Source organism: Micromonospora sp. ATA51, assembly GCF_016802855.1.
Classification (GTDB): Bacteria; Actinomycetota; Actinomycetes; order Mycobacteriales; family Micromonosporaceae; genus Micromonospora; species Micromonospora sicca.
This window is the reverse complement of sequence record NZ_JAEVHJ010000070.1, coordinates 1-25,509: the sequence shown is the minus strand read 5'-3', so window position 1 is coordinate 25,509 and position 25,509 is coordinate 1. Positions and strand designations below refer to the sequence as shown.

At 68.5% G+C, this 25,509-nt stretch carries 22 protein-coding genes and 4 pseudogenes; 16 read left to right on the top strand and 10 right to left on the bottom strand.

Annotated features, from left to right (window positions below):
- Window positions 1–1,159, bottom strand: a pseudogene (locus JNW87_RS13905) (glycoside hydrolase); the annotation flags it as partial.
- 853 nt (window positions 1,160–2,012) lie between these two features.
- A complete protein-coding gene (locus tag JNW87_RS13900) occupies window positions 2,013–2,453 on the bottom strand; it encodes a hypothetical protein (protein WP_238453812.1) in 441 nt (146 codons plus the stop codon).
- A gap of 392 nt (window positions 2,454–2,845) precedes the next feature.
- Here JNW87_RS13900 and JNW87_RS13895 point away from each other — a divergent pair, with 392 nt between their 5' ends.
- On the top strand, window positions 2,846–5,254 hold the full coding sequence (locus JNW87_RS13895; protein WP_238453811.1) for a low temperature requirement protein A: 2,409 nt from the start codon (window positions 2,846–2,848) through the stop codon (window positions 5,252–5,254).
- A 297-nt stretch (window positions 5,255–5,551) separates the two neighbouring features.
- Here JNW87_RS13895 and JNW87_RS13890 read toward each other — a convergent pair.
- The 3 genes and pseudogenes from JNW87_RS13890 to JNW87_RS13880 all read right to left on the bottom strand — a co-directional run.
- Window positions 5,552–5,953: pseudogene (locus JNW87_RS13890) on the bottom strand (HD domain-containing protein); the annotation flags it as partial.
- A 67-nt stretch (window positions 5,954–6,020) separates the two neighbouring features.
- Window positions 6,021–6,102, bottom strand: a pseudogene (locus JNW87_RS13885) (transposase); the annotation flags it as partial.
- A 28-nt stretch (window positions 6,103–6,130) separates the two neighbouring features.
- A complete protein-coding gene (locus tag JNW87_RS13880) occupies window positions 6,131–6,580 on the bottom strand; it encodes a nuclear transport factor 2 family protein (RefSeq protein WP_201750029.1) in 450 nt (149 codons plus the stop codon).
- 36 nt (window positions 6,581–6,616) lie between these two features.
- Here JNW87_RS13880 and JNW87_RS13875 point away from each other — a divergent pair, with 36 nt between their 5' ends.
- Both JNW87_RS13875 and JNW87_RS13870 read left to right on the top strand, forming a co-directional pair.
- A complete protein-coding gene (locus JNW87_RS13875; RefSeq protein WP_109805761.1) occupies window positions 6,617–7,084 on the top strand; it encodes a MarR family winged helix-turn-helix transcriptional regulator in 468 nt (155 codons plus the stop codon).
- 524 nt (window positions 7,085–7,608) lie between these two features.
- Window positions 7,609–8,949 (top strand): FAD-binding oxidoreductase, encoded by a 1,341-nt coding sequence (locus JNW87_RS13870; RefSeq protein ID WP_238453810.1) that lies wholly within the window; start codon window positions 7,609–7,611, stop codon window positions 8,947–8,949.
- Between the two features lie 322 nt (window positions 8,950–9,271).
- On the opposite strand, the gene sigJ is transcribed toward JNW87_RS13870, so the two are convergent.
- On the bottom strand, window positions 9,272–10,267 hold the full coding sequence (gene sigJ / locus JNW87_RS13865; protein WP_236648645.1) for an RNA polymerase sigma factor SigJ: 996 nt from the start codon (window positions 10,265–10,267) through the stop codon (window positions 9,272–9,274).
- Window positions 10,268–10,356: 89 nt separating this feature from the next.
- Here sigJ and JNW87_RS13860 point away from each other — a divergent pair, with 89 nt between their 5' ends.
- Window positions 10,357–10,740: a DoxX family protein gene (locus tag JNW87_RS13860; RefSeq protein WP_109805758.1), complete on the top strand. Its 384-nt coding sequence runs from the start codon at window positions 10,357–10,359 to the stop codon at window positions 10,738–10,740.
- A 163-nt stretch (window positions 10,741–10,903) separates the two neighbouring features.
- On the opposite strand, the gene JNW87_RS13855 is transcribed toward JNW87_RS13860, so the two are convergent.
- Window positions 10,904–12,106 (bottom strand): erythromycin esterase family protein, encoded by a 1,203-nt coding sequence (locus JNW87_RS13855; protein ID WP_109805757.1) that lies wholly within the window; start codon window positions 12,104–12,106, stop codon window positions 10,904–10,906.
- 58 nt (window positions 12,107–12,164) lie between these two features.
- Between JNW87_RS13855 and JNW87_RS13850 the strand changes: the two genes are divergently transcribed.
- Window positions 12,165–12,887 (top strand): TioE family transcriptional regulator, encoded by a 723-nt coding sequence (locus JNW87_RS13850; protein WP_109805756.1) that lies wholly within the window; start codon window positions 12,165–12,167, stop codon window positions 12,885–12,887.
- Between the two features lie 248 nt (window positions 12,888–13,135).
- Here JNW87_RS13850 and JNW87_RS13845 read toward each other — a convergent pair whose 3' ends face one another.
- Together JNW87_RS13845 and JNW87_RS13840 are read right to left on the bottom strand one after the other, a co-directional pair.
- Window positions 13,136–13,342 (bottom strand): hypothetical protein, encoded by a 207-nt coding sequence (locus tag JNW87_RS13845; RefSeq protein ID WP_146231308.1) that lies wholly within the window; start codon window positions 13,340–13,342, stop codon window positions 13,136–13,138.
- A 109-nt stretch (window positions 13,343–13,451) separates the two neighbouring features.
- On the bottom strand, window positions 13,452–14,534 hold the full coding sequence (locus JNW87_RS13840; RefSeq protein WP_109805754.1) for an acyltransferase family protein: 1,083 nt from the start codon (window positions 14,532–14,534) through the stop codon (window positions 13,452–13,454).
- A gap of 218 nt (window positions 14,535–14,752) precedes the next feature.
- Between JNW87_RS13840 and JNW87_RS13835 the strand changes: the two genes are divergently transcribed.
- A complete protein-coding gene (locus JNW87_RS13835; RefSeq protein ID WP_146231307.1) occupies window positions 14,753–14,956 on the top strand; it encodes a hypothetical protein in 204 nt (67 codons plus the stop codon).
- Window positions 14,957–15,016: 60 nt separating this feature from the next.
- On the opposite strand, the gene JNW87_RS13830 is transcribed toward JNW87_RS13835, so the two are convergent.
- Window positions 15,017–16,408 carry a hypothetical protein gene (locus tag JNW87_RS13830; protein WP_109805753.1) on the bottom strand — a complete coding sequence of 464 codons (1,392 nt, stop codon included), beginning with the start codon at window positions 16,406–16,408 and terminating at the stop codon, window positions 15,017–15,019.
- 159 nt (window positions 16,409–16,567) lie between these two features.
- Here JNW87_RS13830 and JNW87_RS13825 point away from each other — a divergent pair, with 159 nt between their 5' ends.
- The 10 genes and pseudogenes from JNW87_RS13825 (at window position 16,568) to JNW87_RS13780 (ending at window position 25,304) form a co-directional block, all read left to right on the top strand.
- The gene (locus JNW87_RS13825) at window positions 16,568–17,269 is read left to right on the top strand and encodes an alpha/beta fold hydrolase (protein ID WP_238453809.1); all 702 of its coding nucleotides are present in this window, start codon (window positions 16,568–16,570) and stop codon (window positions 17,267–17,269) included.
- Complete coding sequence (locus JNW87_RS13820; protein ID WP_201750027.1) at window positions 17,266–18,348, top strand: SDR family oxidoreductase; 1,083 nt, start codon at window positions 17,266–17,268, stop codon at window positions 18,346–18,348. The genes JNW87_RS13825 and JNW87_RS13820 overlap by 4 nt, the downstream gene beginning before the upstream one ends.
- A gap of 103 nt (window positions 18,349–18,451) precedes the next feature.
- Window positions 18,452–18,862 (top strand): VOC family protein, encoded by a 411-nt coding sequence (locus tag JNW87_RS13815; RefSeq protein ID WP_109805750.1) that lies wholly within the window; start codon window positions 18,452–18,454, stop codon window positions 18,860–18,862.
- 14 nt (window positions 18,863–18,876) lie between these two features.
- A pseudogene (locus tag JNW87_RS13810) lies at window positions 18,877–19,195 on the top strand (excinuclease ABC subunit UvrA); the annotation flags it as partial.
- Between the two features lie 45 nt (window positions 19,196–19,240).
- Window positions 19,241–19,705, top strand: a complete 465-nt coding sequence (locus JNW87_RS13805; protein ID WP_109805791.1) for a helix-turn-helix transcriptional regulator — start codon at window positions 19,241–19,243, stop codon at window positions 19,703–19,705.
- Window positions 19,706–19,710: 5 nt separating this feature from the next.
- Window positions 19,711–20,337 (top strand): glyoxalase, encoded by a 627-nt coding sequence (locus JNW87_RS13800; protein ID WP_109805790.1) that lies wholly within the window; start codon window positions 19,711–19,713, stop codon window positions 20,335–20,337.
- A gap of 124 nt (window positions 20,338–20,461) precedes the next feature.
- A complete protein-coding gene (locus JNW87_RS13795; protein ID WP_201750026.1) occupies window positions 20,462–20,653 on the top strand; it encodes a hypothetical protein in 192 nt (63 codons plus the stop codon).
- A 434-nt stretch (window positions 20,654–21,087) separates the two neighbouring features.
- Entirely contained in the window at window positions 21,088–21,477 is a 390-nt protein-coding gene (locus JNW87_RS13790) for a PPOX class F420-dependent oxidoreductase (protein WP_238453808.1), read from the top strand.
- Between the two features lie 609 nt (window positions 21,478–22,086).
- A complete protein-coding gene (helR, locus tag JNW87_RS13785; protein WP_238453813.1) occupies window positions 22,087–24,231 on the top strand; it encodes an RNA polymerase recycling motor ATPase HelR in 2,145 nt (714 codons plus the stop codon).
- 431 nt (window positions 24,232–24,662) lie between these two features.
- Window positions 24,663–25,304 (top strand): GNAT family N-acetyltransferase, encoded by a 642-nt coding sequence (locus JNW87_RS13780; protein ID WP_109805747.1) that lies wholly within the window; start codon window positions 24,663–24,665, stop codon window positions 25,302–25,304.
- The last annotated feature ends 205 nt before the right edge of the window (window positions 25,305–25,509 follow it).

The window sequence follows — 25,509 nt, the reverse complement described above, 5'->3', positions numbered from 1 at the left end:
CCGTCACGACGCCGCGGCAGGTCGGGCAGCCGCCGTTGGTCGGTCCGTTGTTCTGATCCAGGGCGATGTTCCAGCGGATGACACCCTTTGCCCAGTCACGGGTGCTGTTGATGACCAGGCCCAGCGCCGCGGCGAAAGCGGCCTGCTCGTTGCCCTCCCACGTGCCGCCCGAACACTCCGTGTGCCACGCCGGCTTGTTGGGGTAGTTGTTGTGCGACACAGCCTGGGCCCGCACGTCACCGCCGTAGCAGTGCCACGCCGTGCCGGCGACGAACCCAGTCGCGGCCGGGTCGGCGTACATGGTTTCCGGATAGCTGACGACATCCCAGTTGTGGTCGTAACCAAGGATCCCGGTCTGCAGTTCGCGGTCGCGTAGTGCCGGGCCGAGGTAGTTCTTGATCAGGTTGTTCTGCTGCTCGGCGCTGAGCGACATACCCGGATATCCGGAGGGTACGTAGAGCGGCTCGTTCTGCGGGGTGATGTAGCGGACGGGAACCCCTGCCTCCGCGTAGCCTTCGAGGAACTTCGTGAAGTAGTCGGCCAGCGGCTGGTAGGCGTCCGGCTTGAGCGTCCCGCCGATCATCGAGTCGCTGGTCTTCATCCAGCCTGGCGGGCTCCACGGCGACGCCATCACGGTCAGCTCCGGGTTGAGCTGACGGGCTTGCTTGAGCACCGGGATGATGTATGCCCGGTCGTGGTCGATGGAGAAATGGGCGAGTGTCGGATCGGTCTGGCCGGCCGGCATGTCGTCGTACGAGTAGTTCCCGTTCACCGCGAAGTCACTGGAGCCCATCGGCTGGCGCAGGAAGCTCAAGCCGATGCCCTGGCGGCTGAATAGGTCGCGCATCACCGCGTCGCGCTGCGCGCTGTCGAGGCGGGTGCCGACGAGCCAGGCGGAGGAGTCGGTGAACGACGCCCCGAAGCCGGTGATCTCCTGATACCGCCGCTGGCTGTCGACGGTGATTGTCGGTCCCTGCGGGGCCTGCCCGCCATGCCACGACACGGTGGATTGGCGCGACAGGTAGGTCTTGGTGCCGAGGTCGGTGAGAAACACGGAAACCCCCGCCGGCGCGCTTGCTGCGGCGGACGTTTCGGCCGGACAAAGCACGAGTAGGGACAGTGCAGTGACCAGCCCGACGCCTAGCCCTCTTCGTGACACCTCGTGATCCCTTCGTTGCATGGCTGCGCCCCGATCCGGGAACGTTCCGCGCGCGGCGCGAGGATTCGGGACTTCATTCAAGTGTCGAATTATTTACACATTTAACTTATGGCACCGTCAAGGGCCATTGACCGAGTGCCGTGCCAGAGCGCGACGTGCGGGGCATGATCTGCGGCTTCGTTGATCGGTGTCAGGCTGCCCGCTGGTACTTGTCGCACGCCTCGCGGTGCTGTCATGCCACGAGTCGCGCGGTCGATCAGCAGCCCTGCTGATGCCCGACTTGCCCAAATTCGTGCGTGTTCTGGCGGGCGTCACCAGGGATGCCGTCAACGCCGCATGGCGGCGGTTGCTGCTCCGTCGCGGACGTGGGTCGGTCGTCCCGCCCGCGATACCGGCTGGGGAGCGACGCCGTGGAACCAGATGTCGCGCCGTACCCGCTGTGCCTCACGGCACAGCCCGACCAACCGGTCGACCAGCGGCTCGCCGTCAACATCGATGAAGCAGTGCAGCAGCGATACCGGCTGCAAGCCAAGCCGCTTGACCAGCCTCTTCCCGGAGCCGTTCCAACGCCTGCATGGAATCACGGTTTGGCTGCGCGCCGACGTTGAGGAGTGGATCGCCGAGCACGGCCACCTCGGGTGACCGACAGCGACGACGCCGAATAGCTCGCCTGCACCGGAGGGCAACCACTCGGAGGCTCTCCGTCGCTCGCCGGGCTCCACCCGCAGAAGGCGCGGGAGGCCGCGCACCTCGAACGCGGGACGTTCGAGGGAGCCGGCCGGCTCTATGCCCACCCTTTCGGGACCTGCCGCGGGCCGGGCGGCGCCTGCATGTTCGGGTCCGGCGGTGCGGGTCAACGGTCGTCGCCTAACAGGTAGTGCAGGTACCGCTGCGGGTCGGCCAGGAACGAGCGGGTCAACACCACCGGCTGCGCCTCGTCGTAGCTGACCTCGCTGATGGTGCCGGTGACGTCGATCTGCAGGATCCGCGCGTGCGGTACGGCCAGCAGGATCGGTGAATGGGTGGCCACGACGAACTGCGAACCGGTCTCAGCGAGGTCGCGGATCCGGGTGAGCATCGCCAGGCAGCCGTGCACCGACAGCGCCGCCTCCGGCTCGTCGAGCAGGTACAGTCCACGCGACCCGAACCGGTGGGTAGCCAGGTCGAGGAACGATTCGCCGTGGGAACGCTCGTGCAGGCATTGCTCGCCGGTCCCGCTGTCCCCGACGACCCGCGCGTGATGACGGGGCAGCCCTGGCAGGAATCTTGTTCGTGCTACGAACCGGTGGCCCACTGACAGGAGCAGGGCGTGTGGTGGCGCCTGCAGGGGACGCTGCTGGCAGGGTTGCGTGGCGGGGGCTGCCGGGCCGAGCCCGGTCGATCGCGGCCGACCTGGCAGCATCTGCCGCCTGGCATGCGCCGGCCACTTGTGCTCACCCTCGACCGACATGACGAACGGCCTGGGGAAGGCGGCCACGGTCGGCGGTCGCATATGTGAAGGTCTGTATGACGGACGGTGATCCCCAGCGAGCTGCGTGCGGGCTGGCTGAATTCGGCCTCCGTCCGCCCACCGCTTGGCAGAGTGGGGAGGTGACCAGGAGCCGGTTGGCGCGGCATTCCGGTGAGCGCCCTGCGCGATTCCTCGGGGGCATTCAACTGTCCCCCGGGGGCCCCGGGGTGACCCGGTTGGAGCTGTTCCTCGACCTGGTGTTCGTGTACGCGTTCCTGAGCGTGACGGACCTCGTGACGGAGAACTTCCGGATCGAGGGCCTGTTCCAGGGCGTTCTGGTGGTCCTGTTGCTGTGGCGGGCCTGGAGCTCGTACACCGTGCTCGGCAACCTCGTCAGGTTGGACAAGGGAATCATGCGGCCGCTCATCTTCGGGGTGGCCGCGACCATCCTGGTGACCGGGATCGCCGCGCCGGTGACCTTCACCGATCGGCCAGGTGGCTTGTTCGGGCCGTTGATCTTCGTCGTCGCCTTCCTGCTGGCCCAGCTCGGCGCGCTACTGATGTTGACGTACACCGTTTCGGGTGGGACCCGAGGACCCCTTCTACGCGCATGGTTGCCGTTCTCCGGCGCCGCGGTCCTGCTGCTGTGCGGTGCGCTACTCCCTCGCCACCTGCCCGCGGGCGTCGACGGTGGGTCCGTCCAACTGGCCCTGTTCTTCGCCGCCACCGTCGTCGATTTCATCGGCGTGCGGGCGCTCGGCGCGGACAACTGGCGGATCGTGTCCGTCCCGCACTGGGCCGAGCGGCACCGGCTGGTCGTGCTCATAGCGTTGGGCGAGACGATCATCTCGATCGGCACTGCCCGTGGCCTCATCGGTGACCCACCGATCACCTGGTCGGTGATCGGGGGCTCCGCCCTGAGCCTCGTCGTCGTGGCAGTACTCTGGTGGCGCTACTTCGACATCGCCGGATTCGCCGCCGAGCAGGCGCTGCAGCGGTGGCCGGCAGCCACCAGGTCACGACTCGGCCGGGACGCATATAGCGTCCTGCACGTCGTCATGATCATCGGTCTCGTCCTCATCGCGCTGGGGCTCAAACGCGCCTTGAGTTCGGTCGAACCCGCCACCGCGTACCGGTGGGACCAGCTGAGCACACTCGTCCTCTACGGAGGTGTCCTGGTCTACCTGCTCGGGCTGGTGGCCCTCGAGCACCGCACCATCCGCCTGCTGGGTCGTAGCCCGTTGCTGGGGATCGTCCTGGTGACCACCTTGGCTCCGGTCGCGGTCCGCCTGCCGCCAGTGGGCGCGGTGGGGCTGCTCGCCGCCGTTCTCACCAGTATGGTCCTGGCCGACCTCACCGTCTTCCGCCGGCGGCATCACTTGCTGCACAGGCAGGCGGCGGAGGCGGCGATCCATGCCGCCACCACCGGGGTCACACCAAAGGAACTCTTCCTCGATCTGGTGGTCGTCTACACGTTCATCCAGGTCACCGTGTTGATGACCCGGCACCCCACCGGGGTCGGGGTCGCCCAGGCCCTGGCCGTGCTCAGCCTGCTGTGGGTCGCCTGGTCCCTCTACACCCAGGTAGGGAACGTCCTTCGAAGCGAGTCCATCCCCGTCCGGTTGAGTGTCCTGCTGATCGTGGCGCTGACCCTAACGATCGGCATCGCTATCCCACAGGCGTTCGACGTTGTACCCGACGGCCTGCCCGGTCCGATGATCGTCGTGGTCTGCTACATCGCGCTGCGCGTGCTGCACCTGATCGCGCTCCGGCTGGTCGTCCGCCCGGACCGGGCACAACACGCCCGGATGCTGCGGGCGGGCGTTCCGACGGCGGCCGCGCTCGTCCTGTTGTTGTTCGCCGCGCTGGCTTCCTCGCGGCCGCATGCCCCGGAGGAGCTGAGCCCGCTCGCGGCGAGCCTCTGGCTGGCGGCCATCGTCGTCGACCTCGCCGGGGGCTACTTCGTCGTCCAGCGGTTCTGGCAGGTGAGTTCGGCCAAACACTGGACCGACCGGTACGCCCTGATCATTCTCATCGCACTGGGCGAGTCGATCATTTCGGCGGGGGTGGCCGTCTTTGGCCGCGCGATTTCCTGGTCGGTGATCGTCGCCAGCGCCACCAGCATGGTCCTGCTGGCCACGCTGTGGTGGGCGTACTTCGACACGGACGCCATCGTCGGAGAGCGCGTCATGCAAGACCGGACCGGCAACCAGCGGGCCGCGCTGGCGCGCGACGCATACGCCTACCTGCACCTGCCCATGATCGTCGGGCTGATGCTGCTTTCCTTCGGCATACGGAAGACCCTCGACGTGGTCAGCGACCCGTCAGGACCGGCGCGTACCCCGCTGGGGCACGCCATCCTCTTCGCCGGAGTGCTCGTCTATCTCCTCGCCAACCAGGCATTCTGGTGGCGCACCCGGCACCAGATCCGCTGGGTCCGGGCCACCGGAATCCTGCTGGTGGCGATCCTCGCGCCGGTGACCAGCCCACTGCCGCCGCTGTGGGCGCTGACCATCCTGGCGGCCGCCACCGCCGCCGTCATGATGATCGACTCCCACCACGCCGCCGAGCTACGGCGGCGGCTTACACGAGCCACCGCCCTCAGCCATCCTGACCAGCAACCGCCCATGAACCCCATCAGCTAACCCGCCGCGATCCCCACCGCCATCGTCCGAGCCGCGCTACCTACGGTCGCGTCCGGGGCTGTCTCGCGAACGGTGTTTCCGGCGATCTTGTTAGTAGGTCTCAGCGGGCCGGGAAGCGGTCGATGAAGGTGATGGCGAAGGCGTTCGAAGCGGGTTTCCAGCGCATCGTCCATCGGGTTCTGCCGGCGCGGTCGTGTCAAGGGACCGGGTCACGAGGTACAGGCACTTAGCGCGGCCTGCTCGTTGCGGATTGGAGCCATGAGCCTCGGCGGGAGGTCAACGACAAGTGCCTAGGGCTTACTCCGGCGGCGGGGGAGTGAGCCAGGCGAGGGGTTGTCCGCTGAGGGCTGCGTCGGCGAGGCGGTGGGCGCTCGCGGTCTTGAGCGCCGCTCGTGAGCTGTCAATCCAGCGCTGGACGTTGTCGATGCCCTGATGGCGGTGCTCAACCGCTTGGACGAGGCATTCCAGCTTGTCAGCGTCGCGAGCGACCACGGCTTCTGGTGTCTCACCCGCTTCGTATTCCGCAACGGCGGCGGTGATGACGTCGGCGACTGCGGGTGGGCAGGTGGCGACCTGGTCGGCGGTGACGGTGGTGTTGGGTACGGCGGTGAGGTAGCGCTTGGCGATGTGCGGGATGTCGGTGATCCGGGTTTCCTGGGTGTCGTGCAGAACGCACAGCATCGACACCCGGGCCGGCTCCGGCCGCCCAACTCGAGCGCCACCTCGGAAGCGGTCAGTCTCCTCGATGGCCTGGTCGTCCACGATGTCGGCAGATACAACCGCCAATCCAGAGGACACGAGGCGGTGTCGGTTACCGCGTGGACGCTCACCCCGATCTGGCAGTTCGCCACTTCCGGAGGGGCGCGTGATCTCGGTTCACCGCTGCGTCAGCGCTTTCACCACCACCGGCAGGCGTCCCAAGGCGTGCGCTATGCCCAATCCATCCATGTAGTCCCGGGCGTGGACGATCTCGCCGTCGCGCACGCGTAGCACGAGCACACCCGGGAACTCGAACGGCTGACCGGTGGACCGCAGGACACCGCGGACGACCTGTTCGACGACCAGCACCTCGCCGTCCGCGCAGGAATGGACGGCCACCTCACACACCTCCTGCGGTTGCGCGTCACTAACCGCCCAGGCGGCCCGGTACGCGGCGCGGAGACGTTCGCGTCCCTCGAATCGGTCCGGCATGCCCGGAAACAGGAACGGCAGCTCGTGCACCGTGTCGGCGGCGTATAGCTCGGCCAGGTCGTCAGCAGACTTGTCGATCATGGCTTGCTGGTAACGCCGCAGGATCGCCTGCGGCTCGGAATCTGGTGTTCCCACGGAAGGATCCTCGCCGTCAACAAGTAAACTGTCAACATGTCAACAGACGAGCCGGGCTCGTACCAGCGGGTCCTGCACTACCTGCACCGGGCCGACTTGCTCAGCCGCCGTGTCGCCGACCAGCAGCTGGGCGAGCGAATAGGTGTGGGCCGGGCGATGTTCCTGATCCTGGACATGCTGGCTGGTGCGGAGGGCATGTCGCAGCAGGCCATCGCAGATCACCTCGGGCTCACGAAGGCGGCCGTCAGCCGCCACATCGCCACCGCGCGAGACCGCGGTTGGCTGCGTACCTGGCCGTCCTCCGCTTCCCGCCGCGAGAACAGCGTCGCCCTCACCCCGGCAGGTCAGGCACTCGTCAAACGGGGACGCCGCCACCGCACCGACACGGAACGCCACGCCGCGGACGTCCTCGGCGCGGACGAACTGCGGCGTACGGCGCGGACGCTAGAACAGCTGTGCGCACTGCTCGAGGAACGCCTACGCGCATCAGGCGGACCGCTGTGATGGCCCCGTGTACGCGGGCGGTGCTGGTCAGGACGCCGCGCCCACCTGCGGCGGCGGACCGATGAAGGACTATCCCAAGTCAGGATTCATCCGCTGCCTGAAGCGGTACCTTGCCGGCACCGCCTACCGGGTCATCTGCGACGCGCGCGATATCCCTCATCATCGACGTGTGGGCGGCCGCTGCCTACGACCTGGCCACCGATGGGTGGCTCCCCAGCGGGGAGGTGGGGCTCACCTTCGGCGTGGTTGGGTGCGGCTTCTCGGTCTCCGTACCCTGAAGTTCTGACGAGTTCCGGCCCCATGCCGCAGTTCCTCGCTTCGCTGCGGGCACTCGACGTTGACCTGCTGCCACATCCCGTCGCACCTGCCACAGGTCCACTACCTTGACGCATTCCTTGACCGCCATGGCGGCCACAAGCGTCCGGGTGGGAGACGCAGGTCACAGTCGGCGGGGCTCACATCTTTGCCGGGCCATCTCGTCACTCCCACGTACGAATCAGATTCTCCAGCGTGGAAGGAACATCATGAGCTCACCGGCTGAAAGGCTTCGCCGCGACTTCGGCGGCGACATCATCGAACCGGGCGGAGCGGAGTACGAATCGGCGAGCCGCTCGGTATTCGCTTCCGGTAGTCCGGCCTATGTTCTGCGGCCCAAGAGCGTCGGGGACGTGCAAGTAGGTGTCAGGTTCGCAGCCAGCGCAGGACTTGTGCTGTCCGTGCGAGGTGGCGGCCACAGCTTTCCGGGCTTCGGCAGCAACGACGGCGGCATCGTGATCGACCTCAGCAAGCTCACAAGCGTGGAGCTCATCGACAAGGAACGTCACCTCGTGCGAATCGGCGGCGGCGCCACTTGGGGTCAGGTCGCGGCCGCTCTCGCCCCGCATGGCCTGGCGATCTCCTCGGGCGACAACAAGAGCGTCGGTGTCGGCGGGCTGACATTGACCGGTGGCATCGGCTGGAAGGTCAGGAAGTACGGTCTGGCCCTGGACAACGTGGTCGCCGCGGAGGTGGTCACTGCCAACGGAGCGCTCGTGCACGTAAGCGCGGAGGAGAACCCGGAGCTGTTCTGGGCGATTCGCGGTGGCGGCGGCAACTTCGGGATCGTCACCGCCTTCCAGTTCGTGGCACATCCGACGACGGACGTCTTCTACGGCAGGATTGCCTTTCCGGCGTCGGAGGCGGGCAGCGTGCTGCAGGGTTGGGCGGACTGCCTCCGTACCGCGCCCGAAGCGCTCACCGCCACCGCGAACCTCGCCAACCCGCTCGCCGGCGGACCCGAAGCGCCGGTGGAGATCTATGTCGCCTTCGACGGCGATGACCCGGCGCTCGCGGCCCACGCAATCGACCCGATCCGCCGGCTCGGCACGCTGATTGACGACGACGTCGCGCTGAGGCCTTATGCGGACACGCTCGTGGACGGCGTGCCTCCGCCGCCGGGCATCGAGTTCCTCACCCGGAGCGCGTTTGTCGAGAAGGAATCGGTATCCGAGGTCCTGCAGATCCTTACCGAGGTCGGGGCAGCGGAGGGGTCGCCGTTCATCGCCGTTCGCAGCGTCGGCGGTGCGGTATCCCGAGTCCCCGACGACGCCACCGCCTACACGCACCGCCAAGCGGAGTTGATGTTCGTGACCACCACGGCGGGCCCGGAGCCGGTCGTCGAGGCCACTCGTCCAGTGCTGGAAGCGATTTGGCGGAGGCTCGCACCGCACGTCAATGGCGCCTACGCGAACTTTCTCGCCACCGCCACCGACGAGGACGTCGCGGCGATCTATCCAACGGAGACCTACCAGCGGCTTGCGGCGGTCAAGCGTCAGTACGACCCCGCCAACTTGTTCGCCCATAACCACAACATCCGGCCTCAGTAGGCCGTTGGCGGGCAGGCAGATCCGACACACCCCCGCGGCCCCGGCGGCTTGACCCGCGACCGACCCCGGGACACCGAAGACCGCCCGCGGAAGTTCCTTCTGGCAGGACGACGGCCCCACCCCCGACCGTGCATACGCGGCGGCGGAGTGGGGCCGTAGGCCGCTCATGGACGCCGAAGGGGCGCCGCCTGCATAGTTCTGACAAGTTCGATCAGTCCCCGCAGCTGATCGAGCCCGAACTCCGCCACGGCCTGCGCTGCGAGGCAGTTCGTCCTGTGAGCGGGGTCAGGTACCACCCGCCGGGTCGGTCGCGGCGACGCGGTCAGTACGCCGTCCAGAGCTGGAGCTTCTCGGGGTTGCGCACCACCCAGATGCGCTTGACCCGGTCGCCTGCGACGTCGAAGGCCAGCACCGCCGCGGTGACGCCCTCGTGCTGAACTACCAGACCTGGCTGACCGTTGACCGTACGCTCCAGGATCGTCAGGCCGGCTACGCGGCCGGCGATGTCGACCAGGTAGCGCGCGACCTGCTCGCCGCCTTCCACGGGATGGAGCGCGGCGGCTGCCAGGCCGCCGCCGTCGGCGGTTGCGGTAGCGTCGGGGTCCAGCAGGCCGATGAGGGCGTTGACGTCCTTGGCTTCCCATGCCTGCCTGAGGTGCCTGATGACGACAGCGCCGTGCTGGACCACGGGGGTCGCGGGAACCTGCGGCGCCGCGATGCGGCGGCGGGCCGACGAGGCCAGCTGGCGGCACGCCGCCGGCGTTCGACCCACGATCCTGGCCACTTCGGGGAAGGGGTACCGGAAGACGTCGTGCAGGATGAACGCGACGCGCTCGGCCGGGGTCATCGACTCGAGCACGACGAGGAAGGCCATGTTGACCGACTCGTCGAGGGTGACCCGGTCGGCCGGATCGGCCGTGGCCCCGCCCGGCCGCCCGCTGATCCACTCCGTATGGTCGGGCAGCGGCTCCGGGAGCCACTCGCCCACGTAGCGCTCCCGTCGGGTCCGGGCCGAGCGAAGCACGTCGAGGCAGATGCGGCTGGCGACCGTCGTCAGCCAGGCGGCGGGAGACTCGATGGCGTCCTGCTGCCGCGCAGTCATGGCGTACCAGCGGGCGTACGTTTCCTGTACGGCATCCTCGGCTTCCGCCAGGGAGCCGAGGAGCCGATACGCGAGGTTGACCAGCCGGCGCCGCTCGCTGATGATCGCGCTCAGGCCCGGGTCGAGCTGGCCGCCTTCTGGCTCGGACTGTGTGGTCATGGTGTCGCCGGCTCCCTGTGCCTCGTCGCTGTCTTCACCAACTCGACGAGACAGCACACGGAATTGTGAGGTTGGCGCGCGGCCTCACAGTACGGAGGCCCTCGTCGTCGTACTGCTGACACCGTATGACGTGCGAGGAGTGCCCCATGAACATTGCTCTGTGGATCATCGCTGGGCTGTTGGCCGTTGCCTTCCTGGCCGGCGGCGCCATCAAGCTGGCCCTGCCCAGGAGGAGACTGGCCGCCGCCCCCGGCGGGGGATGGGTCGAGGACGTCAACACCGGCACCGTCAAGGCCATCGGCGCCCTCGAGGTCCTGGCCGCGATGGGCCTGGTCCTGCCAGCCATGCTCGACATCGCGCCGGTTCTCGTGCCGGTGGCCGCCGTCGGCCTGGTGTTGCTGATGATCGGCGCCATCATCACGCACCTGCACCGTCACGAGGCCAAGCCGATCCTGGCAAATGTGGCCTACCTGGCCCTGGCCGTCTTCGTGGCGTGGGGCCGCTTCGGCCCGCACTCCCTGACCGGCTGACCAAGCCCGACACCACAAGGAGAAGCCGATGTGACGCGCGTCTCCGGGGGCGAAGGCCGCACCGCGACGCGGCCTTCGCCCCGTGGTTCACCGCGAGCGCGTCGCCTGACCGGTGCCGCAGCCCATCTCCGGCACCGCCGCGCGTTTCGGCCCAGCCATCACATCATCCCGCCGGGATGTCCTTGACGAACACGATCCCATCATTGCTGGCCACGTGGGCCGGGTCCAACGGGGAGTAGCCGAACCAGGGGGACACGCGGGGAGCGGGCGTCACGTCGCCGAGGACGGTGGCCAGTCGGCGGGCGTCGACGACGTATCGGTCCTCCGGCAGCGTGTACAGCAGCCCCTCGATGGTGTCCGGAGGTGGGGCGTCCACGCCATGGTGGCGGATCGTGCCGAGGGCTGTAGCCAGGAAGGCGTACCCGTCGCCCAGGTGGGCGCTGACGATCGCGCCGGCGCTCCACCATTCCAGCGGCAGGTCGCCCATCCGCATCCTGCTCTTGTTCCGCTGGAGGTGGCCGTTGTGCGCGGACACCAACGCCGGGCCCCGCTCGGCGATGGCGAACAGGTTGGCGGCCATCATCGAGTCCCGCAGGGCCAGCAGCCGCGCCATGCGACCCGGTGACGTGTCGGCCATCCAGAAGTGGTAGCGCAGCAGGCCGGTGGCGGTGCGCCCGTACAGGCATGCCCGGTCCCAGTCGTCCGGTGAGGACGCCGCGATCAGCTGTGGCGTCTGCGCGTCGAGCAGCGTCACCAGGTCGTCGGCGAGCAGCCGCAGCTGCTTGGCCTCGGGTGTCTGCCCCACGGACTGGGATGGGTCCATCATCGCGGCGGGGTTGGTCCACTGGTCGTCGGCGCCGAGCAGGCGGTCGAGCGTATCGGCGGCGCAGGGGAGAAGGTCGGCGTCGGCCCAGGCGGTGAGGTAGGCGTGGAGTGCGGTGAGGGCCTGCCGGGGGCTCGCGGCGCCGGTGATCTCCAGCGGGCCGTCGAAACCGGCGAAGCGCAGCCGCTCGGACGCGTGCCGGCCGTCGTTGTACGCGCGCATCCAGCGCACCAGCTCGCGGTTGGCCGGGAAGGCGCCCCACTCGTGGCTGAAGCCGCGCTCCATGACCTCGTCGAGGTTGCCCGTGCCGGACGTGACGTAGTCGTCCACGACCAGGCCCATCACGCAGTCGCTCTCCATGGCGATCGTCCGGTAACCCTCCTGCTCGACGAGTTGCCGGAAGAGTTCGTTGCGTACGTCGAGCAGGAGGTCCGCGCCGTGGGTGGGCTCGCCCAGGGCGAGCAGCCGCGGCCGGGTCGGGAGCAGCCGCATGACGGCCGCGGCCTCGACAGCATGGGCGGTGTCCTTGGTACCAGCAATCATGCCCTCAACGGTATCGTTGAACCTTCGGTTGAAACTTCTCCGCGATAGTGACAGGACAGTGGGGCGAAACCTTCAAGACGGTGGACGGCTCAGGCCGGTCGACCTGGCGCGCGGGCACGGCCTGTCCACCCAGGCGATCAGGAACTACGAGGCGGCCGGAATCCTGCCGGGCGCCGAACGCACCCTGCACGGATACCGCACCTACACGCCGCTGCACGCGCAGGCCCTCCGTGCGTTTCTCGCGCTCGTGTCAGGACACGGCCACCAGACGGCCACCTCGATCATGCAGGCGGTCAACCGGGACGCGACCGAGGACGCGCTCCGGCTCATCGACGAGAGCCACGCCCAGCTGCTCGACGACCGCCGCACCCTCCAGGCCGTCGAAGCCGCGCTTCGCGACCTCGATCCTGTACCGCGGGAGCGCGGTGACACGTTCGTCGGCCCGCTGTCGCGGCGGCTCGGCATCCGACCGGCCACCCTGCGCAAATGGGAACGCGCCGGCCTGGTCCAGCCGCGCCGCGACCCGCGGACGGGCTACCGGGTCTACAGCGAGGCGGACGTCCGCGACGCCCTGCTGGCCCACCAGCTCAGACGGGGTGGCTACCTGCTGGAGCAGATCGCCCCGCTGATCGCCCAGGTCCGCACCGCCGGAGGCGTCGCACCGCTGGAGTCGATGCTGGCCGACTGGCGCGCCCGCCTCTCGGCCAGGAGCCGCGCCATGCTCGCCGGCGCCGCCGCATTGGACGCCTACCTCGACCGCCGCCCGGCTCCGCCCGGATGACGAGCGGACTGCTGGCCGCGAAGCTCCGGGGTGTCTTAGTGATCGTGACGGAAAGCCGTCCGAGCAGTGCGGGATTGCTCACGGCCGACTCTGACAGCAGCAGCGACAGCAACCGGCCCGGACGATGACGACCAGGCCAAGCCCGCGGTGGAAGACCGTCCGAGGTCACGATCAGGGACGGACGCCAACGGACGCGGCGCTCAGGACTTACAAGCGAGGGGTCGGGGCGGAGACCCTTCCGGCTCCGGTCACCTTTCGCGCAGCAACATGATGCCAACGGCGATTACAGCCAAGCCCACAAGCACGACGTAGAACAGGCTGGTGAGCCAGTAGCCGAGCCGGTCGTCCAGGTCCAGCACCCACCGGGTGAGACCGCCGACAAGCGCCGCCGCAGAAGCGGTCAGGACCAGAACCGCTTTTTCCCCGATGGAAAGCGGTGTCTTCCGTAGCCTCATCGGCCTCATGCCATCCTCGTCTCGCTGTACGGCGCGAAAGTACAGCAACCCACGGCACCGCCACAGCCCTCGCTCGACCGGCCGAGCCTCGCGGCCTGCGAGGCTAAGCTCAGCTCTGGCTGGTCACCGCCGTGGGCTGATGTTTCTTCGCTGGGACGACGTCCCTGAGCAGCCAGCCGACCGGAGGGCTGACCAGCGGACGCAACGCCCACACCACGGGCCGGCTGGCGGTGATCCAGACCAGCGCAACGACCGCGGCGATGAGCACCAGCAATGCTGGGATGTTGTCGACCTGGTCGTCGAGGGGTGACCAGGCGAAGGCCAGGACGACGAACCCGTGCAGCAGATACGGGTACATGGAGTTGGCTCCCCAACCCGTGAGGAACGTCTGGCGACGCGGAGCGAGCATCATGATCGCCCATGTCATCGCCAACCCGACGGCCATCAGTCCAAGCCGGATCAGGACGCCCTCGGTCATCTCCACCCCGAGCCGCTGGTAAGCGCGGTTCCAGTACACCCAGAGGTTCGACAGGCGCGAGGCGACCAGATAGGCCATCGGCGCGGCAGCGATGAGCACGGCGATCGCGGTTAACCGCACAAGCGGAGATGGGCGGTACGCGAGCCTGCCGCGACCGAGCCAGACGCCGAGGACGAAGAAGGGCAGCATTCCTGCCACCCGGTCCAACGACAGGGCGTGGCCGAGCACCGTGGCGGCTCCGGCGGAGAGGGACACCACGATCGCGATGACGACCGCTCCGCGAAGTTGGGCGAAGAGCGGAGCGAGCATCCGCCAGATGAACAGAGCGGGCAGGAACCACAGGTGATAAATCGGGGAGAGGAACTCGTTGACCGTCCAGGGCATCGGCCTGTCCATCACCGTGTAGAAGCTCATGTAAAGCAGCTGAAACACCACGTACGGCGCGAGCAGATCCCGGATCAGCGACGCCGCACGACGGCCGGTGAGCTCGGTTGCCGAGAGCATCCCCGAAAGCATGACGAAGGCCGGCATGTGGCACAGGTAGATGAACGTGTAGATCGTCCTGCCACCTGGCGAGGAGCCGAGCGTCTGACCCACCATGTGGCCGAGCGCGACCAGGACGATCAACAGCCCTTTGACGTTGTCGATGTACGGGTCGCGCCTGATGGGCGCGACAGCGACGCCAGGGCTCTCAGGCATCACCGTGGTTGTCACCCGGCCAGGCTGCCGGTCGGCCGATACCCGATCTAGCTGGAGTGAGCAGGATCACCAAAGGCCGCCCGCGAAGCGCTGTACCTTGCCAGGCTCACCGTTCAAGGAGCGCAGGTCGGCGAACGCGACCGGCCAGAGGCGCAAGCGGCGGGTCCGCGAGGACAATCCGCTGCCCCGCTCTTCGGCCGCATGGTCCCCAATTGCGTGGGTAGCCGGCGGACATGACCGCTTCAGTTGCGCACCTGCACGGCGGGCCACTCGATGGGGTGGACCGGCCAATAGCCGGCAGTCCTGACGAACTCGTGGAATTCACCCATGAGACCCCCGACGGCACTTGGTACGTGGAGTACCGCAGGGCTCGCCGCGCCGATGACGGCTGGCACTACGAGGCTACCGGCGGGATGGATAAACAGGATGAAGAGTGATACGGCCCTCAGAGGGGCCGTTCACCGGCGGGAACTGAGCCGATGATGGAAGCTGGGACTTCAGCCTTCCATCCTCACGGCCGGATAGCGGTGGCCGCGCTGCGCAAAGAATCCTTCGAACTCCCTCAACTCGAGTGGCTCGGGGATCGGGTGCCGGTCGGGTATGGCCCGCAGAGCCGACTGGTAGCGGAAGAACGTCGCAAGGTCGCTCGGGTAGCGACGAGGCTCTGTCCCGGCGAACGATCCCGCCACTCGCGCACGTTGAAGCACCCTGCGCCACTGGTCGACGCTTGCCAGTCCCACGGATTCCACACCATGGCAGAACAGCATGAGGTGTAAGTAGTCGTAGGTGTCCGACTGATCGAGATAGCGCTCGAGTGCGTCGGCCGAACTCTGGACGGGGAAGGTGCTCCAGTAGGGTACGCAACCGGTCCGGAGAGCCCACCAGGGGTCGGCGAGGATGAACGACTCCACCAGCAGTCGGTTGGTTGGCAGGCCGCGTTGTCGGTACCACCAGCGATAGAGGTCGGCGATGAGCGGGCTGAGGTCCTCGGGGTCGTCGAAGATCAGCCGCCGTACCTGATAGCCGTGTCGGCGCGCGAATGCGGTCGCGTCGTCCCGTAGCGCCGGTTCGAATCCCCATTCCGCCTCAGGGCTTTCGCTGTCCGGCGTCGGCGCCTCCCACCGTGTCCGCTTGACTCCGTAACGACGTAGGTATGCGGCTATTCGGGGATCGCCCTCGCGATACTGCGACGGCTGCAGTCCGCCGACGGCACCGAACTGGAAGACGTGTCGCTCGCCGACGCGGGTGGTGGGCCATCGCCGGGTGCACTCGGCGAGCAGGACCACGCCGCCGGGATCGAGCGTGTTGGTCAGGAATCGCTCGTACGCGGGTCCGAGCCGGGTGCGTTTCACCCGGAAGTAGGCCATCCGCCGCGACGTCAACCGATCCTGGTTTGGATCATGCAGGTGGTGCAGGACGAAGTCGGGGTTGCGTGCCAACAGCGCCTGGGCGCTGGCGTCGAAGGCGTGTAGGGCGCGCATCGGATCATCCGGGGGCACCTGCCGTTGACGCAGCGGGAGCAGAAGCGTCTGGGGCAACCAGGCGATACCGAGGGCCGCGCACAGATGCACGAGCGCTCCGCTGGACGAGCCGAGGATGACCGCCGGGTACCGGCGCCGCGGGTAGAGTCGGACGATCGAGGCGGCGACTTGCTCGATGTCGAGGGTCGCCATTCGTGCCGCCGGCTGCGCCTCGGCTCCGCTGGCCAGGCTGTAGATCGTCTCTCTGAGCCGGACCGGAAGCCGGTTCGCGGCGGTCGCGAGGGGACGCAAGAGTCGCCCCGCAGGCCTGCCCATTGGTGGCGTGTCGCGGTGATGAAGGTAGCGGGCAGTTGCCATGACCATGGCAGAAGCGGAGTCGAATGCCGCCACCTCGCGGGGTAGTTTCATCCCACCTCCCGCGGGCGGTTACCCCGAAAATCATCCGGTACGCCCGGTTCCGTCCGTGCCTGTCGGGTAACCCCGGGTATGCGGAAGAGGCCGGAGCCGTATGCGCCACCATTTCCCTCGAATGTGACGACGTCGTACCACGACGCTCCGTTGGGTCGGATGCGCAGCCGGGCGGTCGGCGAGCCGCGAGCCGATGTGCCCGAGCTGGTGCTCGTCCAGGGCATGGGAGTGGCCGACTACCTCATGCCGGGCCTCGGCGCGCTCGGCGAGTGGACGCGTGCGCACCTCGTCGAACTACCCGGCTTTGCCGGCAGCGGTGAACCGCCGCACGAGCTCACCGTGGTGGAGTTCGGCGATGCCGTCGCGGACTGGCTCGCCGCCCAGCGACTCGGTCCGGTGGTACTCGCCGGCCATTCCAGCGGCACTCAGGTTGCCGCGCAGGCTGCCGTCGGCCACCCCGATGTGCGTGGTGTCGTCCTGGCCAGCCCCACCGTCGACCCCGTCGCTCGGAGCCCGCTCCGTCTGCCCATCCGCTGGCGACTGGACGGACGCCGGGAGCCACCCGGGCTGACCCAGTCACACCGCCCCGAGTGGAAGCGGGCAGGGCTTCGCCGCATGCTGCACCTGGCACGCGCACATCTCGACCACACGATCGAGGAACCCGTGACCCGCTTCAGGGTTCCCCTGCTCGTGATCCGCGGACGCGACGACATGATCAGCACTTCCCGGTGGGGCCGCCAGCTGGCTGCGCTACCGTCCACCGGCGAGTACGTCGAAGTCGCCGGCGCCCACACCTTCCCATGGCTGGATCCTAAGGCCTGGTCCGAACCGATGCGCCGCTTCGCGACCGGGCTCGGTTGATTGTCATCGGCCCGCTGAACCGTGAGCGGCGCCTTGCCGTCTTCTGGTATTGCGCCGGTGCGGTGGAAACAGGGGTTGACCTGGCGGGGGTGGGGTATCCGCGGCCCGTGCGGACAAGGGATCTCGTCGTTGTTGTCACCGGGGCGTCCAGCGGCATCGGCCGGGCCACCGCCCACGCCTTCGCCGATCACGGCAACGCCCTGGCCCTGGCGGCGCGGGGAGAGGCTGCGTTGGACGACGTTGTTCAGGAGTGCGTGGAGCGTGGCGGGCGGGCGATTGCGGTGCCCACGGACGTCAGCGACGCGCAGGCGGTGCGGGAGTTGGCCCAGCGAACTCTGCAGCGGTACGGGCGGATCGATGTATGGGTCAACAATGCTGCGGTGAGCGCTTTCGGGCGATTTCAGGACGTTTCGGAGGAAGACTTTCGGCGGGTTCTCGACGTGAACGTGATGGGCTATGTGCACGGGGCCCGTGCGGCACTGCCCGTGATGCGGGAACAGGGCCATGGCGTGCTGGTCGATGTGTCATCGGTTGTCGGGGTGGTCACGCAGCCGTACACCCACGCCTACACGATGTCGAAGTTCGCGGTCCGGGCGTTGAGTGGCAGCCTGCGGCAGGAACTGCAGGTGGAAGGCGCATCCGGAATCCACGTGTGCACGGTTCTGCCGGCGACGATCGACACGCCGATCTTCCAGCACGCCGCGAACTGCACGGGCCGGGCGGTCCGGGCCATGCCGCCGGTGTACCCGCCGGAGCGGGTCGCGCGGACCATCGTGAACCTTGTGCGGCGGCCCCGGCGGGAGGTGGCCGTCGGGACCGCGGCCCACGCCTTGCTGATGCAGTCCCGGCTGACTCCCGGCCTGGTCGAGCGGCTGATGGCCATCCAGGTCGACCGGCAGCACTTCATGCGCCGGCCCGCGCCGGCTACCGCCGGGAACCTGCACCGGCCAGCTCTGGAGTTCGAAGCAATCCACGGCGGCTGGGACAGCCGGCAACAGGCAGCCCGGCGCGTGGCGGGAGCCGCTGCCGCACTGCTGGTCGGGACGGCCGCAGCCGCGCTTCGCCGTTGGTGGCGATGAGTGGCAGGCCGAGCTCCGTGCCACGGCATGGGCGGATGTGCCTCACCAGACCGATCAGGAATCGAGAAGCGCCGGCCGCCGAGCCGCACCTAGCGTGACTGCCATGGACATCACCATTCACACCAGCTCCCTCCCGCACACCGACCCGGACGCCTCCCTGGCCTTCTACCGCGACACCCTCGGCTTCGAGGTCCGCAACGACGTCGGACAGGGCAAGATGCGCTGGATCACGGTCGGACCCGCCGACCAGCCCGACACGTCCATCCTCCTGGCGCCGCCGGCCGCCGACCCCGGCGTCACCGACGACGAGCGCCGCACCATCGCCGAGATGATGGCCAAGGGCACCTACGGCTGGATCCTGCTGGCCACCCGCGACCTCGACGGCACCTTCGACAAGCTGCAGGCCGGCGACGCCGAGGTCGTCCAGGAGCCGACCGAGCAGCCGTACGGCATCCGCGACTGCGCCTTCCGCGACCCCGCCGGCAACCTGATCCGCATCCAGGAGCTGCGCTGAGCCGTCCGGTCATCGATTCGGCCATGATGGTCGGCGTCGCGACCAGCTGCGAAGAATCCGGCGGCCAGCGCTTCCAGGCCGCTGTCCTCGACCACACCCTCGGCGGCCGCACCATCGCAGAGGTGCTCGCGATGTCGGTCGCCGAGGCCGAGGCGTTCTTCGCCGAGGGCGAGGCGCGCATGCCGGCCGCCCACAAGGGCGATTGACATCCTCGCCGAGCCGACCACCGGTCTCCAGCCGGCCGGCGTCGAGCAGCTGCTCGGCCTGCTCGACCGGCTCGTCGACCCCGGCAAGTCGGTCATCGTCATCGAGCACCTCGCCGCCTGCTCGGCAGGTAGCCGAGGTGCTCGCGGACATCGATGGAAGGAGCTCTCTCTCATGTGTCACCCCTCGTGGGGGCGTGCACTCGCCGCGGCGCAGACCCTCAGCGACCTCGCGCGGCTGCGCCGTGTCCGGGACCGGATCGACCGGGAGTACGCGCAGCCGCTGAACGTCGAGGCGCTCGCCCGCGGCGCGCACATGTCGGCGGGGCACCTCAGCCGCCAGTTCCGGCTGGCCTACGGCGAGTCGCCGTACGCGTACCTGATGACGCGTCGCATCGAGCGCGCGACGGCGCTGCTGCGTCGTGGCGACCTCAGCGTCACCGAGGTCTGCTTCGCGGTCGGCTGCTCATCGCTGGGCACCTTCAGCACCCGCTTCACCGAGCTGGTCGGCATGCCGCCCAGCGCCTACCGGCGCCGCGCAACGGGCGCTGCGGCGGGGATGCCGCCGTGTGTGGCGAAACAGGTGACAAGACCGGTCAGGAATCGAGAAGCTCCGGTCGCCGAGCCGCAACTAGCGTGATGGCCATGGCATCCATCGAATCCGTCACCCTCGACGTGGCCGACCCCACGGCCGCCAACCGCTTCTACACCGCCGCTTTCGGTTTGGACACGCAGATACGCCTGCGGGCCTCGGAGGCACCGACGACCGGCTTCCGTGGGTTCACGCTGGCGCTCACGGTGTCCCAGCCGGCCACCGTCAACGGTCTCATCGGCGCTGCCCTGGACGCCGGCGCCACGGCGCTGAGGCCTGCCGCGAAGTCGCTCTGGGGCTACGGGGGTGTCGTGCAAGCCCCGGACGGCACGATCTGGAAGGTCGCGACCTCGGCGAAGAAGGACACCGGCCCGGCCACCCGGCAGATCGACGAGATCGTGCTCCTGCTGGGAGTCGCGGACGTGGCCGCGAGCAAGCGGTTCTACGTCGAGCGCGGCCTTGCCGTGGCGAAGAGCTTTGGCCGCATGTACGTCGAGTTCGCGGCTGGGTCGAGTCCCGTCAAGCTTGCGCTGTACAGGCGTCGTGCCCTTGCCAAGGACGTCGGCGTCGCTCCCGACGGCACTGGATCGCACCGGCTCACGATCGGCGGCGATGCCGGGCCTTTCACCGACCCGGACGGATTCGCCTGGGAGGCCGTATCGCTGGCACCCACGCCCTGACGGGTCACTGCTGCCTGCCCGACCTGGCCGCCGATCAAGAGACGGCTGCCGGGCGAACCGAGTGATGACCGCTGGAGCCCATCCCCTGGAGGAAGGGCTCTCCACAAGTGACTGGAGAGAGAGCATGACGGGCGCGCTGCCGCGTGGGCTTGAGGAGAGGGACGGGACCGCGTTCCTCATCTCGACGCCGCGCGACTCGGTTACCGGCCGCAACCTGCTGGCGGACGGCCGGGTGCGACTCAGCCTTGGGCCGACGCGCGACGTGGTCGTCATCGACGGCACGTCATGCAGTTGGCGCAGCAGCGTCGCTGCCTGACCAAGCTGGTCGTCGGTGAAGTGCTGCCACCGTTGAGAAACATGACCGGGCACGAACGACAACATGTCACGGCCGTGTCGGTCCCACCCAGGGGCTGAGGGCAGCCGTCGACTTGCTGAAGAGGGTGAAGGACTTCTCGCTTTGCGGCTGCATCCGTAGGCCCATGGGAGATCGTCCTCGGCCGACGGCATTGCCGTACGCGGCGCGCCGCCGCTTTGCGGGGAGGTTGTCCGTCCAGCGGACGATCAAGGGAAAGGGGGTACCCACTCCCTTCCACTCTCAACATATACCGCACCGGGGGCCTTGCGGCAAGACCCGGGTCGTGCCGCAGAATTGCCGGCCGAGGCCAGAACCTTCGGAAATGGGAGTCGCGAAATGCGTGTGTTGTTGTCGACGGTCGGGTCGCGCGGGGACGGGGTTGCATGCTGACGTGTGTGGTCTTCACCCAAGCAGAACTCGACTACCTGGCCACGCAGCGCATCGGGCGGCTGGCCACCGTCTCGCCTGACGGGCAGGTGCAGAACAACCCGACCAACTTCTTCGTCGATGCCGGCACTGGCACGATCGTCATCGGCGGCGGCGCGCTGGGCTCGTCGAAGAAGTTCCGGAACGTCCAGCAGGGCAGCACGGTCGCGTTCGTCGTGGACGACCTGGCGACGGTCGATCCGTGGGCGCCCCAAGGCATCGAGATCCGGGGCACGGCGGTGGCGCTGACGGACCACGAGCCGCCCCTGCCGTACCTGTCCCGGGAGATCATCAGGATCACCCCGACCAAGATCGTCTCGTGGGGGCTGGGCGGGCCGCGAGCGAGCCGTACGGTGTGAAATCTCGCTGGGACGTGGCTACCCAGGCCTGAGCGGGTGGGGACTGGCGACGTAGCACCCGCGGTGGAGCGGGCCTGCGCGGGCCGCTCGCAAGATGCTGTCGCGCCTGGACCGGTTGGGCGACGTGCCGGTCGTGGTCATGCTGCCGTCGCCGCACCACCCGCCGCACCCGCTGCCGGGCGCTGTCCACCCTCACCGGCGACGGGCGCCGCGCGCGGGAAGCGGCGGCGGCACCGCACTGAGTCGCGCGGGGCGCCTGGCCCGTCGGCCACGGGTCAGGCGCCGCGCGGGGCGTACATGATGACGGCCACGCCGCACCGACCACCCCTGGCTGGCGGCGGACCCGATCCTGGGCCCAGGGCAGAAGCCGACGGACCTCGACGTCGTGCAGACCGGCGCGGATCCTGCCGGACGAACGCCCACTCCCGGCCGAGTTGGTGGGGTTCCTGGACGCCGGCACACCACCGGTGTACGTGGACTTCGGCAGCATGCCCAGCGCGCCCCGACTGACGTCGCCCGGGTGCCATCGAGGCGATCCGTGCGCAGGGGCGCCGCGCACTCGTCTCCCACTGCAAGCGACCTCAGATCGGAGCTGATGACGTGAACCCCCTGACCAGCAGCGTGTTTGACCTTCCCGACCCCCTTTCCCCCAAGGCCGACCCGACGCTGATCGCCCGCGACGAGCGGCACTTCGCGGCCCTCGCGGAGAGCCTCGAGCAGTTGTTCGCCGACCTGTCCGACCGCCTCGATGCCGCGCGCAAGGCGCCCGGCGGCAAAGGCCGGCAGGCGGTGGACCGGGACATGGAGATCCGCCGGCTGACCGCTCGCCTGCGCGCACTGCGTCGCTTCGGTTTGGACCTGTGCATCGGACGCATGGTCAGCGCGGACAACCCCGAGCCCGTGTACGTCGGACGACGGGGCCTCACGGACAGCGCGGGTCGTCGGCTGTTGCTCGACTGGCGCTCCCCCGCGGCTGAGCCGTTCTTCGGAGCGACCCACGCCAACCCGATGGGTCTGGCGAGCCGCCGCAGGTATCGCTGGACCCGCGGCCGGATCACCGACTACTGGGACGAGGTGTTCACCGCGGACGGGTTTGAAGGGCACGCCGCGCTCGACGACCAGTCCGCCTTCATCGCCAGCCTGGGCGGCAGCCGGTCGGCCCGGATGCGGGACGTGCTCAGCACGATCCAGGCCGACCAGGACGCCATCATCCGGGCGGAATCACGCGGCGCTCTCGTCGTCGACGGCGGTCCGGGTACGGGGAAGACCGTCGTCGCTCTGCACCGCACCGCCTACCTCCTCTACGCCGACCCTCGCCTCGGTCACCGCCGGGGCGGCGTGCTGTTCGTCGGTCCGCACCAGCCCTACCTGGCCTACGTCGCCGACGTCCTCCCCAGCCTCGGCGAGGAGGACGTGCAGACCTGCACCTTGCGGGACCTCGTGCCCGAGGGTGCCGCGGCAACCATCGAGATCGACCCGGACGTGGCGCTCCTGAAGTCGTCCGCGGACCTGGTGAAGGCGATCGTGGCGGCCGTCAGGTTCTACGAGGAGCCGCCGGCCAAACCGATGACGGTCACGACCGGCGAGTCCGACATCTGGCTGAGCGCCGACGATTGGGTCGAGGCGTTCGAGGCGGCGGGGCCCGGTACTCCGCACAACGAGGCGCGTGACGAGATCTGGGAAGAGCTGCTCACGATCCTGATGGAGAAGTACGACGGCGATGAGCCGGATGACCTGGTCCGCAGGTCGCTGCTGCAGAACAGGGAACTGCGCACGACCTTCAACCGCGCCTGGCCGCTGCTCCAAGCGACCGACCTCGTCGGAGACCTGTGGTCGGTGCCCGCCTACCTGCGCAAGTGCGCTCCCTGGCTCAGCCCCGATGAAATTCGGCAGCTCCAGCGCGGCAACGCCCAGGCCTGGACGGTGTCCGACCTGCCGCTCCTCGACGCGGCACGGCAGCGGCTCGGCGATCCGGAGGCGTCAGGGCGTAAGCGTCGGCATGAAGCCATTGTCGCCGTCGAACGCGCGCGCATGGCTACGGTCGTCGACGACCTGATCGAGGCCGACGCCTATGACGACGGGGAAGGTTTGCTGACGATGCTGCGCCAACAGGACCTGCGGGACGCCCTGGTCGACGAGACCGCACTGCCCAGCACCGACCGGGACCGGCTCGCCGGCCCGTTCGCGCACATCGTCGTGGACGAGGCTCAGGAACTGACCGACGCGGAGTGGCAGATGTTGTTGCTCCGCTGCCCGTCCCGGAGCTTCACCATCGTCGGGGACCGCGCCCAGGCCCGGCACGGGTTCACGGAGTCGTGGCAGGAACGGCTCGAGCGGATCGGGCTCGACCGGATCAACCTGGCCTCTCTGAGCATCAACTACCGGACGCCGAAAGAGGTCATGGCGGAAGCCGAGCCGGTCATCCGGGCCGTGCTCCCCGACGCCAACGTGCCGACCTCCATCCGCAGCGGCGACGTCCCCGTCGTACACGGATCTGCTTCTGATCTGAGCTCGATCCTCGACACCTGGCTCGCCGCGCACGCCGACGGGATCGCCTGCGTCATCGGCGATCCCACGTTCCGGGCGACGTCCCGCGTCCGGTCGCTGACCCCGGAGCTGTCGAAGGGGCTGGAGTTCGACCTGGTCGTCCTCATCGACCCGGAGGCATTCGGCAACGGCATCGAAGGAGCGGTCGACCGCTATGTCGCGATGACCCGAGCGACCCAGCAACTCGTCATCCTCACGAGCTCCTGACAACCTGATCGCCCGCTTGCACGGCCTGATCGACGCCGAGTCCGTCGCTCGCCTGCGCCTGGCCCTGCGCGACCGCCCGGTGCTGCAGGGGTACGAAGTACGCGGATATGCGCGGGACGCCGCTGGCGATCTGGCGATGTTCGCCCCACGGAATCGCCTGCCCCGATGGCTGCCCCGGTTTACGGGGCCGCGTCGACCCGTGCGATGGCCAGGTCGGCGCAGACGTACAAACCGATGAGGCGTTGCGAGCCAGGGCGTCCGGTGAGGCCGTTGGGGAGGTCCGCTTCCTCGCATTCAATGCGTACCTGGCCGCGGGCATGGGACGGGCTGGCTGTTGCGGTGATCGGCTCTGGGTGCACGTTCATACCGATGACAGCGCTGTCTGAGCAAACCAGTAGCGGCGGCGGGGGTTGATCGTCAGGATCAGGCCCGTGCTGTCTGATCTGTGGCCCCAGTACGGCCTCACCATCTTCACGCCACGACTGGAGCTTCGCCTGCCCGGTGAGGAGGAACTGGCGGAGCTTGCTCACCTCGCAGGCAGGGGCGTGCACCGCGCGAACGAGCACCCGTTCCTGACGCCTTGGACCGACGGCAGCCCTGAGGATCGGGCGCGGTTCGTGCTGCAGGGACACTGGGGCCAGCTTGGAGGCTGGAGCGTGGCAGCGTGGCGGCTGGGGCTTGGGGTCTTCCGTCACGGAGAGCCGCTTGGCGTGGTCACATTGCGAGGGCGCGACTTCCCGGTTGTTCGGGAGGTCACGACATCCGCGTGGCTGGGAATAGAACACCAGGGCCAGGGCTACGGAACCGAGGCTCGGGTCGGCCTGCTGGCGCTAGCCTTCGACCACCTCGACGCACGTGCCGCGCTCACCGAGGTGTTCCAGGACAACCGTGCCTCTCAGGGCGTGTCTCGCAAGCTCGGCTATGAGTACGACGGCATCTCGGTTGACGCCCGCGGCGACGAGGCCGTCGTATCCGACCGCCTACGGCTTACCCGGGAGAGATGGATTCAGGAGAAGCGGCCCGCGGTGAGGGTGGACGGGATGGCGGCTTGCCGGCCGATGTTTGGCCTCTGACAGTATCGCTCATGCCCTCTGTGTCATCCTTGGGGAAGGCAGGGTGACCTGCTGAAACTCTGACCCGTGAGGGCGTGCAAGGAGATCCACCCCCGTGACATCGCACCATCCGGTACCCGACCCCGAGGTACCAGCAAAGCCCCGAACAAGGACATACACCGCCGCGTACAAGGCGCGGATCCTGGCCGAGTACGAGACCCTCGAC